Origin of the sequence: Achromobacter sp. PD1 (assembly GCF_048541815.1) — a bacterium.
GTDB classification, from domain to species: domain Bacteria; phylum Pseudomonadota; class Gammaproteobacteria; order Burkholderiales; family Burkholderiaceae_B; genus Achromobacter; species Achromobacter bronchisepticus_A.
Genome location: NZ_CP183349.1, coordinates 3,227,701 through 3,240,085, shown reverse-complemented (window position 1 = coordinate 3,240,085; position 12,385 = coordinate 3,227,701). Strand labels below are relative to the sequence as shown.

Genomic DNA, 12,385 nt, shown 5'->3' with positions numbered 1-12,385 from the left:
ATGAACACCAAGACCAGCCGCGCAACAAAAGAGGCAACACAAGAGACACCCTCCAGCCTGATAGACGCCAGGATCCGCGAACTGGACGACTGGCGCGGCCAGACGCTCGCGCGGGTCAGGGCCATCATCAGGCAGGCCGATCCGGGCGTGGTAGAGGAATGGAAGTGGCGGGTGCCGGTGTGGTCGCGCGACGGCATCATCTGCACTGGCGAAACCTATAAAGGCGCCGTGAAACTGACCTTCGCCAAGGGTGCGGCGCTGGAGGACCCCACCGGGCTGTTCAACGCCAGCCTGGACGGCAACACGCGGCGCGCCATCGATATCCGCCAGGGTGAAACCCTGGACGAAACGGCCCTGGCTGCGCTGATCCGCGCCGCGGTGCGCCTGAATGCGGCGGGGAAATCGGCAGGCGCGAAAAAATAGCTCGCGCCTGAGGTTCAGGGCAACAGCCCGGCCTCCCGCAACAGCGGCTCCTCATACTCGGAGCCTTCCGCCGGATATCGCAGGTCCGCAAGCTTGCCGGCCTTGGCCAGCGCCCAGACGATGCTCTCGCCGGCGGGCAGCGTGTCGGGCGCCTGGGCGTACAGCGGATCTTCAAATGCGGCGCTCGCCGGGGCGATCGTCCAGCCCTGGGCGTTCAGCGCCGCAATCACGTCCGGCAGGGCTGCCGCATTGAGCTGGTTGGTGTGCAGCAGCATGACATGCTTGGGGCTGCGGCCCAGCACCTCGCGGGCCAGCCCGTCGTAATAGGCCGCCCGGTCCAGCAAATGGCGGACGTACCGCTGTTTCACGCGCTGGGCCCGGGCGGTGTCGCCCGCCTTCATGTGATCGGCATAGACGCGGCTGTAGTACCAGTCGCTGGCATCTATGGATATCAGCCCATTCCTGTAGCGGTTCTGCGCCATCCAGTCCCGCATGCCGTCCCGCTTGGCTTGCGTATCGCCTTCTTTCAGGTACGGGAACCGCAGCATCGGCACGAAGGTAGGCAGGCTCCGCAGGGCGCCATCGGCGCTTTTTACATCGGCAATGAACGCTTCCAGCGACACCTTGGGGTCGGCAAGGCTGCGGTGGCTGGCCGTATGGTTGCCAACCCAATGTCCCGCCCTCGACCATTGCGCCACCAGCGCGAGCCCGTCGGCGCCACCTATGCTGCGCAACGCGGGAAACAGCGCGGACTGGATCCCGTGCTTCTGCAAGGCCTCCAGCAGTTGGGAATTCCATAGCGCGGCCTGGGGCTGCTTATCGGGATCGAGTCCGTCGTCAAAGGTCAGGGCCACGGTCTGGGCGGAGCACCACGACGCCCATAGAGAGAAGCCGACGGCAAAAATGCGGCGTAGGGAAAAGCGGGAAGCCATGCAGGGAAGCAAACCTCGGATGTCGTTGCCACGCACGCCAGGAATTCCACCCTGGCGTCCCGTGCCCCGGCGGATGCCGGGGCATCAGGATAGCAGCCAGGACAAACGGGCGCGCCGATCATGTCAGGCCCCCGCCGGCCTGATGTTCTGGTTGTGCCGGAACAGGTTGTGCGGGTCGTAGCGGGTCTTGGCCTGGACCAGCCGGTCGAAGTTCGGGCCGTAGGCCGCGCCCAGCCGCTCCGGTTCGTCCTGCGTCAGGAAGTTCACGTACACGCCTCCTTGCGCATAAGGCTCGGTGGTGCGGAACAGCGTCCGGGCCCAGGCGATGCAGCGCTCGTCTTCTTCCGGAAAGTCCCAGCGTCCGTGCACGTTCATGGCGAATTGCGCCGCACGGTGCGGATAGGCCATGGCGGACACCGGCACCTGCGCGGCCACGCCGCCGATGTAGCCCAGGAAGATCTCGCATTGCGGCGACGGCAGGTTTTCCACCGCGGCGACGATGGCGTCGATCAGCCCGTCTTCCAGGCCCCCCAGGTTGTGCGACTTCCAGTAGTTGCGGGCGCCGGGCGTAAGCAGCGGGTCGAAGGCCTTTTGCCAGGCGGTATAGGGCATGGGGCCCAGATGCTCGCCATAAGGCGTGCCGAAGCCGCGCACCACTTCGACCGCGGCCGGACCTAGCGCCGGATCCCCTGAATAGCACATGGCGAAGGCGACCATGGGCTTGCCATGCACATCTTGAGGCAGGAAGGGCAGCGGCGGCGCCAGGCGCAGCACGGCCCAGACCGTCAGTTCCTGGGGCAGCGTCGCCAGCGCATCGCGGTACTTCGACAGCGCTTGCTTGCCCTGTTCCAGCGGCAGCACCACCAAGCCGCCATACACCTCGGGGCCGACCGGATGCAGCTGGAATTCGAACATCGTGACCACGCCGAAATTGCCGCCGCCGCCCCGGATCGCCCAGAACAGGTCCGGGTTGTCCTGCTCGCTGGCGTGCAGCAGCTTGCCGTCCGCGGTGACGACATCGGCCGAGAGCAGGTTGTCGATGGTCATGCCGAACCTGCGGGTCAGCCAGCCGAAGCCGCCGCCCAGCGTCAACCCGGCCACGCCGGTGGTGGAATTCACGCCCAGCGGCGTGGCCAGGCCATAGGCCTGGGCTTCGTGGTCGAAATCGGCCAGCGTCGCGCCGGGCTCCACATAGGCCCGGGCGCGCAAGGGATCGACGCGCACCGACTTCATCGGCGACAGGTCGATCATCATGCCGTCGTCGCAGACCGCGGTGCCAGCGATGTTGTGGCCCGCGCCGCGCACGGACAGGACCAGGCCGTTGTTGCGCGCGAAATCCACGGCGCGGCGCACGTCGGCCGCGCCCGCGCATCGGAAGATCACCGCCGGCCGGCGGTCTATCATCGCGTTCCAGATCTTGCGGGCGTCGTCGTAGCCGGGGTCGCCCGGGCAGAGGACCTGGCCTCGGGCCGAGGCTTTCAGATCATCCAGGGCGCTATCGGAAAGTTTGCTCATCACACACCTCCTTGAAGGTGCTGCTTCGTGAACAACCTCTGAAACTGGGGCCTGCGTAGCAGGCCCTGGCCGCCTATGGGTTCGGGCGCGGCATGGGAGACGCCTCCTGGGTAGAGGGCCATGACCCGGAAAGGGCGGCGCGCCGCGCCGGGAGCCGGTCGGCCCGCTCCCGTTTTGCGCGCCGTGGCGTGCGTATCTGGAAAGCTTACTCCTCGCTGGTCCATTCCACCTGCACGCCGAGGCTGCGCAGGTTTTCGACGAAGCGCGGATGGGCGCGGCGGATCGGCGTGGCGTTGCGGATTTCCGAACGGCCGTCGATGCTGCTGGCGATCATGAAGAGGGCGATGGCGACGCGGATGATGTAGGGGCTTTCGACCACTGCAGGCGTCAGCGGCCGGCCGCCGAACGTGATCAGCCGGTGCGGATCGGACGAAAACACGTGCGCGCCGAACTTGGACAGTTCGCTGGCCCAGCCCAGCGCGCCGTCGTAGACCTTGTTCCAGAACATGGCGTTGCCTTCGGCGCACACGCCCAGCGCGATGAAGATGGGCAGCAGGTCCACCGGGAAATAGGGCCACGGCGCCGCCTCGACCTTGGTCAGCACATTGCTGGTGAAGGGCGTCTGCACCTTCAGCGGGCCCGAGCGCAGCGCGCGCGACCAGCCGTTCTCGTGCACGATCTGCACGCCGAACTTGGCGAAGGTGCGGTCGATCAGCGGGAAGTTCGCGGGCGTGCTGTTGCGCACCACCACGTCGCCGCCCGTGATCGCGCCCAGCGCGAGAAAGGTGGTGATCTCGTGGAAGTCTTCCTCGAAGGTGAATTCGCCGCCGCCCAGGCGGGCGCCGCCGCGCACCGTCAGCCGCGAGGTGCCGATGCCGTCGATGTCCGCGCCCATCATCGCCATGAAACGGCAGAACTCCTGCACGTGCGGCTCGGAGGCGGCGTTGGTCAGGGTCGATTCGCCCTGCGCGGCGGCGGCGCACAGCACGAAGTTCTCGGTGGTCGTCACCGAGGCGTAGTCCAGCCAGTGGTGGGTCGGCTTCAGGGGACCGCTGCTGCGGACCAGCAGCGAGCTGCTGGCGCGCTCCACTTCGCCGCCGAAGGAGCGGAAGATGTCCACGTGCGGGTCGATCTCGCGCACGCCCAGGGTGCAGCCCTTGACGTTGTCTTCCAGCCGCGCCACGCCGAAGCGGGCCAGCAGCGGCGGCACCAGCATGATGGACGAGCGCATTTCCTCGGGCAGCCGGTGGCGCGCGGCGTCGAAGGCAGTGTCGCGGTGGTGCAGGTCCAGGGTGCGGGTGGACTCGTCCAGCCGCACCTCGCTGCCCAGGGTGCGGAAGATGTCCAGGATCTTGCGCACGTCGGTGATGTCGGGCACGCCGTGCAGCCGCAGCGGCTGGTCCGTCAGCAGGGTGGCGCACAGCACCGGCAGGACCGCGTTCTTGTTGGCCGAAGGGATGACGCGGCCGCGCAATGGGGTGCCGCCGTGGACGATGAGGTTGGACATGGAGCGAGTAGGACGAAAAGAAAGAGGGAGGGGAGCCGCCAAGGCTCCCGGTAAATTCACACTGTAAGGGGGCGTGGCACCCGTGTCATGCCGGCTTGGCGGCGCCGGGGCCGGGATTCTTGCGGATCAGGACCCAGCCGCCTATGGTCAGCGCCAGGCCGGCCCCCAAATAAGGCAAGCCGAAAATCAGCGCCCAGAAAAACAGCGCCGTATAGGCGTCGTTGGCCGCCTGCTTGCCGCCGGTGGCCGGATTGAAGATGCCGGGTTCCATTGCAAGCAGGGCGCCGAGCAGGTTCAGCAGGACGGCCAGGCCGAGCATGGCGCAGCCCCAGCCGATCAGGCGGCGGAAATTGGGAATACGGACCAGCGCCGCGACGAGCGCCAAGCCTATCAGCAGCGACACGATGCCCGTCGTGATCAGCATTCTGTCCAGCGCTGCCATATAGGCAAGCCCAGTCAAGTCCGCCAGCCCGAACGCGTGCTGCATGACCGGATTGACGACGCCGCCGCTGGCCCAGGCGACGAGCAGGCCGAACGCGATGCTGGTGAGCCACTTGGTCAGGGCAGAGGGCATGCGGGAGTCCTGTTCATAATGCGGTGCAGCGAGAATACTGCGGATTGCTGCTGACGATTGAGACGGGCGGTAACCGCGATCCGGGCAAGGCGCCGCCGCCTAGGGCCGGCGCCGCATTCTTTCCTGGTGCAGCAGCCTGACCTGTTCGGCGAACTCCGGCACCGGTCCTTCGACGGGAATGCCGTCCACGACCTCGGCGATGGCCAGCGGCCGCACCTTGGACGTGGGGGCGACACCCCATTCCCGCAGCCATTCACGGTATTGCGCAGAGGAGCTGGCATAGACGATGCGGCCCAATCCGACCCAGCCATGCGCCGACGCGCACATGGAGCAGTGTTCGCCCGAGGTATAGACGGTGCAGGCGGCGCGCTCGGCCGCCGGCACATTGCTGGCGGCCCAACGCGCGATCTCGAATTCCGGATGCCGCGTGCGGTCGCCGCCGGAGACGTGGTTGTGGTCTTCGAACAGGACCACGCCGTCGGGCGAGACCAGGACCGAGCCGAAGGGCTCGTCGCCAGCTTCCAGCGCCTGTCTGGCAAGTTCGATACAGCGCGCCAGGTGCTTCTTGTCCGTTTCTGTAATCATGCGAGCCTCCTTGTGTATGCCGCGCGGCGCGTGGGGACCGGCGGCTGTGGGTGGGGAGGCCGCCGGCATGCATCCGCAAGCATAGCCTTGTTGCAGGCTGGCTCAGTAATACACGTCCACGTAGTCCGTCAGCCCGCCGCAGGCTTCCATCTGCTGCAGGCGCCAGTACTTGCGCTTGCCGGTCGCGCGGAACTCGAATTCGCCGTTGCGCTCGCAGCGCCGGCCCTTGTCCGGCGCGTCCAGGATCAGGATCGTGCCGCGGAAGATGAAGCGGTCGCTGGCGATGGAGACGATATCGCCCTTGATCTTCAGCGTGCCTTCGTGGTTGGCCTGAGTGCCTTCGATGCGGACCACGTCGTTTTCATCCGTCGCGGTCAGGTGGCCGCGCTGCGCGGACCAGAGCCATTGCAGCGTGATGCCGCTGTTGTTCATCAGGCGCTCGTAGGCGGCCTGGTTCTGGATGTCGGTCTTCTGCACCGAACCCGAGGGCGCGGCCGCGGCCGGGGCCGCAGCCGCAGCGGTCGGGGCAGAAGCGCCTTGATGCGCCCTCACTTGGGCCGCAGCCATCGTCGGCACAGCCGCGGCCATGGCCAGGCTTGCCGCCAGCAGCAGGCTGGACATCCGCTTTTTTCCCAGGGCGATGGGGGTGTCGCGCTCGAGGTTCTTGTGCATGGTTCTCGTCAAGTAAGGGTAGGAGGGCGCGGCCGCCCGGTCCGGGCAACCTGACGGGGACGCCGCCAGGGATGCGCCTGGGCCGAGGGTCGGCGGGCGCATAACTTAGCATGGTCATCGGACCCCGATAATTGCTGTTGTTTGAGCTTGTGTATCCATTGGTTATTTGCATTACCAATGAATACCTCCAGACGCCGCGGCAGTCCATGCCCCCCGCCCACTCACTGTTTGGCGGCTGCGCTCTGCGCCCGGAAGGCGGCTTCGCCCGCATCGGAAATCTCGACCCATTTCCTGTCGGGCGCGGCGTCCGGCACATAGCTGTCGTGCCAGTTCCACCACTTGTAGGTCGGCGTCTGCGGATAGCCCTCGGGCGAATCCTCCCAGGCTTCCTGGCGCCCCAGCGGCGTGATGTCCAGGTAGTTCCAGGTGCCGCCCATCTGCTCGTCGCCGCGGTTGTTGAGGAAGTAGGTGCGGAAAATGCGGTCCCCGTCGCGGTAGAACACGTTGGTGCCATGCCACTCGTCCACGCCGAAGTCGGCATCGAAGCCGTCGGTCAGCGTGTACCAGGGCATTTTCCAGTCCATCTGCGCTTTCAAGCGCGCGATGTCCGCCTGCGGCGCGCGGGAAACAAAGACCAGCGTGGTGTCGCGGGCGTTCAGGTGCGCCAGATTAGCGACCTGGTCCGCCACCATGGAGCAGCCGCGGCAGGCATGTTCCGGCCAGCCGTACACGCCCGGTTCGAAAAAGGCGCGGTAGACGATCAGTTGGCGGCGGCCGTCGAACAGGTCGGGCAGGGCGAGCGTGCCCGAGGGTCCCTCGAACACATAGGTCTTGGCCACTTCCGTCCAAGGCATGCGCCGGCGTTCGGCGGCCAGCGCGTCGCGGGCGCGGGTGTGGGCTTTTTCCTTGACCAGCAACTGCTGGCGGGCGGTTTCCCAGTCCTGGGGCGAGACGACCGGGGGCGTGCGCATGGGGGTGCCATTGCTTGATGCAGTCATGATTTCCTACCTCCTTATCGCGGGCCGGCGCCCTGGCGCAAGGGTCTGCGCGCAGACTGGCTGCTCGGCGGCCTGGAAACAGTCTGGCATCGCCGGGCAGAGAGGGGGGAGTAACAAATCCGGCGCAATTCCGCCGGCGGCCGGCTCAGAAACTTACCGCCAAGCCCACCGAGAAGCCCGACACGTTGTTGCCGAACACATAGCGGCCCACCAGCCGGGTGCGGGTGATGATCATGTTGTAGGCGCTGGAGTCCAGCTCAAGGCCGGCGCCCACCGAGGTCAGCCGGTCGAAGCCCAGGATGCCGCGCTGGTCGCCGAGGAACTCCGAGTGCGTCAGTTCCAGCACGTAGCGCAGCGGCCGTTGCAGCATGACGAATCCCGTGGGGGCGCGGTAGCGCGCCCACAGATTGGCCGATTGCGCCGTGGCATGGCCTTGCACGGCCGCGGAGCTGTCGAAGCTCTGCAGGCGCAGGTCCGAATAGCGCAGCTCCACGTCGACCTCGTAGCCGGGTCGGTAGTGCTCGTAATCCAACATGAGCGAGCCGCCCAGGCCGTAGGCGTTGAGCGAACCCTTGTCCAGGAAATCGATGTCCTTGCCAGTCTGGCGTCCCACATACCAGCTGGCCGCGCGCAGGTCGCTGGTGACATTGCCCAGCGCGAAATTGAAGATGGGGCGCAGTTTCAGTTCGTCCGTGAGCTTGAAGTCCCAGCCGATGCCGCCGGTGGCGGATACGCTGTTCCACTTGGTGGGGACGGTGCGAGACTCCGCCCCTTGCGTGGCGACGAAAGTCGGATCGTAGCGGCTCCAGGCCAGCACGCCTTCAAGGTAGATGGGCACGGATTTGGAAATGGTGTCGCCGCCGCCCAGCTGCGACATGGAGAATTCGCTGGACCCGGAGACCGATCCAGTGCCGGCGCCGATGTTCAGGGCGCTGGTCGTGATGTCGGGCACGATGGAGAACGACATGATGGCCAGCACGCCGTTGGCGCGCTTCTGCAGGTCGTCCTTGCTCAGGCGCAAGCCTTGCTGCGCCAGGGCGGGAGCAGCCGCTGCGCAGGCCAGCAGGGCAAGCAGCCAGCCCATATGTCGCTTCGCCATGCTCAGGGGCAGGGGCATGTCATCTCCGGAACGAATGCGTGTCCAATGGCGGCAGCCAGCCTTGGGGCGTCAGGCAATCTAGGGGGCGGTGGCAGGCGGGTCAACCATGGATTGGCGCTGGGCTGCCAGCAGAGCGTCGCTCTGGTCGATGCGGATGGTTCCTATCCGCGGAAATTCGAAATCCACGATGATGTAGATCGCCGCCGTCATGACCACCGCATAGACCAGCTGGTGCAGCATGCTGTCGCGCTGGGCGACAGCCAGTTTGGATCCGATGAGGCAGGCGCACACCAGCGCCAGAAACACCAGGAACGCGTAGGTGGCGACGGGGGGATGGACCTTTTGCGCCACGGTCTGGGCGGTGGACACGTCGAACATGTCATTGACCGCGCCGATGTACGACGCCGCGAAGGGCGGCACGGTATTGCGGGCGGCGCTCATGGACGTGGTCCAGATTTCTTTCTGCAGCGCGCCGACCCGGCCTGCGATCGCTTCGCGCTGGCCCAGGTCGGAAACGTGACTGTAGTATTCGATGCGCCCGTCCACGTAGCGCCGGAACTGCTCGCGCAGCTTGGGCTGGTCCGCGGCATTGAGCATGTCGATCCGCAGCCAGGCCGTGCCGATGGCGTTGACCTCGAGCACCAGGAGGTTGCGGCGCTCGGCCATGCGCTGCGCCGCGCCCGAGAACGTGAAAGCCACCAGCAGGCCCAGCAGCGCGAACACGGACGCCTCGATGGCGGCGGCGCCGGCGCCGCTCTTGTCGTCGGCGCGATGGCCCAGGCGCTTGCCGATGCGCATCGCAAGCAGCAGCAGCGCGAAGAACAGGACCGCCAGACCCGCCAGCAGAAGGGAATAGTTCATCAGGTCACCACGCGTTCAATTGCGGTTGGTCGGGTACGGCGGCACAGCCTGGGCCTGATCGCGCCACAGCGTGACGCGGTTGCGCCCCGCCTGCTTGGACGCGTACAGGGCCTCGTCAGCCCGCCGTATGACTTCGGAAGCGGACTCGCCGTCCTGCGGCCAGAGCGCGACGCCGATGGATATCGTCACGCGGCCCACGCTGTCCGGCATGAGACGGCGCGCCACGGCCGTGCGCAGGCGTTCGGCAACCTCGCAAGCCTTTTCAGCCGAACCGGTGGGCAACAGGGCGATGAATTCTTCTCCCCCCACCCTGAAGGCGCGGTCCTGGTCGCGCAGGCCGGCGCGGATCACCTCGGTCAGCGCGATCAGCACTTTGTCGCCCGTCATGTGGCCGAAGCTGTCGTTGATGCGCTTGAAGTGGTCCAGATCCATGGCGATGACCGCCACGGATGCGCCGTCTGCCGCGTAGGCGTTCAGCACCTCGGTCATGGCCCGGCGGTTCAGCAGACCGGTCATCGGATCCGTCAGCGCCTGGGTGTTCAGGCGTCCCACTTCGTCCTGATGCTGGTCCAGCGTCGATCGGACGGCCTCGCGCAACGTGTCGGCCTCGGCGTACCACGCGTTGAGCCGCGCGAGGTCCACGCCGCCCGACTTGCCTGCGGTCATGGCGCGCGTCAGGCGCGACAGCGGCGATGCGATGGCATAGGCCAGGCCGCACACCAGCAATAGCGTGAGCGCGATGGCCGGGATGGCGGAGCGCAGCGCATCCCCCAGCAATTCGCGCAGCGGCGACAGTACCTGATCCAGCGTACGCTGCGCCACCACCGCCCAATTGCCCTTGGGCAAGGGCGCGTAGCCGGTCAATACGGCGCCGCCGTCCGCCTTAGGACGCAGGGCGGCGCCGGCGTTCCGGGCCGATTCGATGCTGGCCAGATCGAGCGTGTCGGGCGCGGCGTGCCGGCGGTACAGCACGTCGCCGTTGCTGCCGACCAGGAACACCGACATGCCGGCGATTTCGTCCCGGTCGCCGATGATCCGGTCCATGCCGCTGCCGGCATCCAGCGTGATGGCAATGGCCAGATAAGCCTGGGGCGCGCCGGCCGCGTCTTCCACGGGTTCGGCCACGGTAAGCACCGCGGCCTGCGCGCCGGGTATCTCCGTCACCCAGGCGCCCGAGCCTGGGGCGCTCACGCCCAGATCGGCAAGACGGAGGATCTTTGCATCCGCAAGCTGGCCCGTAGGCGAGCGGGCAACGATACGGCCTTCGGCGTCGGCCAGCATGACCGCGTGCAGCGAGTCGACCTGCCCGGCCAGGCGCTGCAATTCGTTCTGCAGCGCTTGCGGTTTTCCCATGGAGGCAGCGAGTTGGCCGGCGGCATTGCGGGCCTGGCGATGCAAGGCGGCAATGTAGACGTCGATGACCTCGGCCAGCTTCTCGGCGCGCGCGTGGTTGGCGGCCAGCGCATTCTTGATGATCTGCGCCTTCTGTACCTGGTAGCTGGAGTACATGGCGTTGGAAAAACCGACGGCGACGCTCAGTACGGCCAGGACGACCAGCACTGCAAGCAGGCCGATTTTGCGCTTGCGCAGGCCTGCGTGGCTAGACCGAGGGCTCATCGAGACTCCGTGCAATATTCCATGCTTGGGGGGGTATCGACCGCGTTGAGTTCGACAACAATAAATGGGGAGCCGGCCGTCTGCAACGCGAAACCCGATCAATAGCTATTCGCGATGGATTTGCGCAACGGTTTTTGCTTGCGCTATGACGCGGGCGCATCGCGCGCCGATCGCCCGCCGTTCAGTCAACATTTTCCAAATCTTGGTAACTGGACAGGCTGGCCTGGCCGGGTATTCTCAGACGATGCGTAAACCTGCAGCGCAGCCCGCCGTGCCTTCAAGCCAGTCCCCCCCCAAAGACAGGAGATCCAGCATGCCCAGCAAAAACACGATTTGCCTCTGGTACGACCGCGACGCCCTGGAAGCCGCGCAGTTCTATGCCCGGACCTTTCCCGACAGCGCCGTCAGCAAGGTGCTGCGCGCGCCGGGGGATTATCCTTCCGGCAAGCAGGGCGACGTGCTGACGGTGGAGTTCACCGTGGCAGGCATCCCCTGCGTGGGCCTGAACGGCGGCCCGGCCTTCAAGCACAGCGAGGCCTTTTCCTTCCAGATATCCACCGAGGACCAGGCCGAGACCGACCGCCTGTGGAATGCCATCGTCGGCAATGGCGGCCAGGAGAGCGAATGCGGCTGGTGCCGGGACAAGTGGGGCCTGTCCTGGCAGATCACGCCGCGCGTGCTGATCGAAGCGATCTCGGACCCCGACCCTGCCATCGCCAAGCGCGCGTTCGACGCGATGATGACCATGGGCAAGATCGACATCGCGGCCATCGAGGCCGCGCGGCGGGGGTAGGGGGAGGATTCCTCCTTTTGGCTGATTCCGGCGGGAACCGCGCGATCTATCATGGAAGCGCCGCGCCGGGGCAGCCATCCGCATGGTTCATCCCGAGGGTGGCAAGTGCTTGCGTTATCTTGCTCGGGGAGCTTTTGCCATGGCCACGCTCGCGGTTCGCCTGATGGCGTTTGTCGTGCTTGCGGGCTGCGGCGCCGCGGCTCATGCGGGGCCCGGACAGGCCATGGAGGCCACCGGCACGTCGCGCTCCTCATCGTCCTCGCGCAGCAACAACACCGGCGCCGCCATCGACGCGGCGCAAAAGGCGCTGAGCGATTATCTGCGCAGTTCCGACCAGCAGGACGGCGCGCTGCTCGATCAGGACGCGCAGGACCGCTTGCGTCAACAGTACGAGGAGGCGCAGCGCGCGGCGGCTCAGGCCCGCGCGAAGCAGCAAGAGGCCGACTATCAGCGGAATCGCGACCGGATCAAGGAGCGCTATGGCGCCGATCCCGCGCTGAATCCGTGGGGTAGCGGTTCCGCCAGCCGCGACAAGCCCCGCAATGCGCCCGCCGACGCGCCGAACCCTCCGGCTTCAGCCAAGGCCGGGGCCAAGGACCCGGGGCTCGATTACGCCGGCCAGGCCTGCGAGTACTTCACGCGGCCCTCGGATGCCGCGCATCTGAACTATTACAGCGAAGGGTCGACCGTCGTGTACGGCGGACGCGTCTACCAATGCAAGGACGGCCGCTGGGCCTACCGCTATCCCGATACCGTGCTGAGCGCGCGCGACCGCAGCCGGCTTTCGGCCACCCAGCTGGAGAAGTGAC

13 protein-coding genes are annotated in these 12,385 nt (G+C 66.6%); 3 read left to right on the top strand and 10 right to left on the bottom strand.

From position 1 onward, the window contains the following. Complete coding sequence (locus tag ACM1PE_RS15365; protein WP_059373355.1) at positions 1–423, top strand: DUF1801 domain-containing protein; 423 nt, start codon at positions 1–3, stop codon at positions 421–423. Between the two features lie 14 nt (positions 424–437). Here ACM1PE_RS15365 and ACM1PE_RS15360 read toward each other — a convergent pair whose 3' ends face one another. The 10 genes from ACM1PE_RS15360 to ACM1PE_RS15315 form a co-directional block, all read right to left on the bottom strand. Next, the gene (locus ACM1PE_RS15360) at positions 438–1,355 is read right to left on the bottom strand and encodes a polysaccharide deacetylase family protein (RefSeq protein ID WP_419343730.1); all 918 of its coding nucleotides are present in this window, start codon (positions 1,353–1,355) and stop codon (positions 438–440) included. Positions 1,356–1,478: 123 nt separating this feature from the next. Next, positions 1,479–2,870, bottom strand: coding sequence for an FAD-binding oxidoreductase (locus ACM1PE_RS15355; RefSeq protein ID WP_419343729.1), 1,392 nt, complete (start codon positions 2,868–2,870; stop codon positions 1,479–1,481). Between the two features lie 205 nt (positions 2,871–3,075). Then, entirely contained in the window at positions 3,076–4,377 is a 1,302-nt protein-coding gene (locus ACM1PE_RS15350) for a UDP-N-acetylglucosamine 1-carboxyvinyltransferase (RefSeq protein ID WP_419343728.1), read from the bottom strand. Positions 4,378–4,462: 85 nt separating this feature from the next. Next, on the bottom strand, positions 4,463–4,951 hold the full coding sequence (locus ACM1PE_RS15345; protein WP_306637113.1) for a hypothetical protein: 489 nt from the start codon (positions 4,949–4,951) through the stop codon (positions 4,463–4,465). Between the two features lie 99 nt (positions 4,952–5,050). Further along, the gene (locus tag ACM1PE_RS15340) at positions 5,051–5,536 is read right to left on the bottom strand and encodes a nucleoside deaminase (RefSeq protein ID WP_280016550.1); all 486 of its coding nucleotides are present in this window, start codon (positions 5,534–5,536) and stop codon (positions 5,051–5,053) included. Positions 5,537–5,638: 102 nt separating this feature from the next. Continuing rightward, complete coding sequence (locus ACM1PE_RS15335) at positions 5,639–6,208, bottom strand: hypothetical protein (protein ID WP_059373342.1); 570 nt, start codon at positions 6,206–6,208, stop codon at positions 5,639–5,641. A 221-nt stretch (positions 6,209–6,429) separates the two neighbouring features. Next, entirely contained in the window at positions 6,430–7,179 is a 750-nt protein-coding gene (locus ACM1PE_RS15330) for a DUF899 domain-containing protein (protein WP_419343841.1), read from the bottom strand. 172 nt (positions 7,180–7,351) lie between these two features. Further along, positions 7,352–8,323, bottom strand: coding sequence for a hypothetical protein (locus ACM1PE_RS15325; RefSeq protein WP_165867804.1), 972 nt, complete (start codon positions 8,321–8,323; stop codon positions 7,352–7,354). A gap of 60 nt (positions 8,324–8,383) precedes the next feature. After that, a complete protein-coding gene (locus ACM1PE_RS15320) occupies positions 8,384–9,166 on the bottom strand; it encodes a hypothetical protein (RefSeq protein WP_419343727.1) in 783 nt (260 codons plus the stop codon). Positions 9,167–9,181: 15 nt separating this feature from the next. Continuing rightward, positions 9,182–10,783 carry a diguanylate cyclase gene (locus ACM1PE_RS15315; protein ID WP_419343726.1) on the bottom strand — a complete coding sequence of 534 codons (1,602 nt, stop codon included), beginning with the start codon at positions 10,781–10,783 and terminating at the stop codon, positions 9,182–9,184. Positions 10,784–11,096: 313 nt separating this feature from the next. On the opposite strand from ACM1PE_RS15315, the gene ACM1PE_RS15310 reads away from it, so the two are divergent. Next, positions 11,097–11,576: a VOC family protein gene (locus tag ACM1PE_RS15310; protein ID WP_059373333.1), complete on the top strand. Its 480-nt coding sequence runs from the start codon at positions 11,097–11,099 to the stop codon at positions 11,574–11,576. A gap of 139 nt (positions 11,577–11,715) precedes the next feature. Further along, entirely contained in the window at positions 11,716–12,384 is a 669-nt protein-coding gene (locus ACM1PE_RS15305) for a hypothetical protein (RefSeq protein ID WP_059373331.1), read from the top strand. Position 12,385: the final 1 nt, after the last annotated feature.

Bases quoted from the DNA above. Each gene is read 5' to 3' on its own strand.
- ACM1PE_RS15365 (WP_059373355.1), top strand. From the start codon at position 1: ATGAACACCAAGACCAGCCGCGCAACAAAAGAGGCAACACAAGAGACA.
- ACM1PE_RS15360 (WP_419343730.1), bottom strand. From the start codon at position 1,355: ATGGCTTCCCGCTTTTCCCTACGCCGCATTTTTGCCGTCGGCTTCTCT.
- ACM1PE_RS15355 (WP_419343729.1), bottom strand. From the start codon at position 2,870: ATGAGCAAACTTTCCGATAGCGCCCTGGATGATCTGAAAGCCTCGGCC.
- ACM1PE_RS15350 (WP_419343728.1), bottom strand. From the start codon at position 4,377: ATGTCCAACCTCATCGTCCACGGCGGCACCCCATTGCGCGGCCGCGTC.
- ACM1PE_RS15345 (WP_306637113.1), bottom strand. From the start codon at position 4,951: ATGCCCTCTGCCCTGACCAAGTGGCTCACCAGCATCGCGTTCGGCCTG.
- ACM1PE_RS15340 (WP_280016550.1), bottom strand. From the start codon at position 5,536: ATGATTACAGAAACGGACAAGAAGCACCTGGCGCGCTGTATCGAACTT.
- ACM1PE_RS15335 (WP_059373342.1), bottom strand. From the start codon at position 6,208: ATGCACAAGAACCTCGAGCGCGACACCCCCATCGCCCTGGGAAAAAAG.
- ACM1PE_RS15330 (WP_419343841.1), bottom strand. From the start codon at position 7,179: ATGCGCACGCCCCCGGTCGTCTCGCCCCAGGACTGGGAAACCGCCCGC.
- ACM1PE_RS15325 (WP_165867804.1), bottom strand. From the start codon at position 8,323: ATGCCCCTGCCCCTGAGCATGGCGAAGCGACATATGGGCTGGCTGCTT.
- ACM1PE_RS15320 (WP_419343727.1), bottom strand. From the start codon at position 9,166: ATGAACTATTCCCTTCTGCTGGCGGGTCTGGCGGTCCTGTTCTTCGCG.
- ACM1PE_RS15315 (WP_419343726.1), bottom strand. From the start codon at position 10,783: ATGAGCCCTCGGTCTAGCCACGCAGGCCTGCGCAAGCGCAAAATCGGC.
- ACM1PE_RS15310 (WP_059373333.1), top strand. From the start codon at position 11,097: ATGCCCAGCAAAAACACGATTTGCCTCTGGTACGACCGCGACGCCCTG.
- ACM1PE_RS15305 (WP_059373331.1), top strand. From the start codon at position 11,716: ATGGCCACGCTCGCGGTTCGCCTGATGGCGTTTGTCGTGCTTGCGGGC.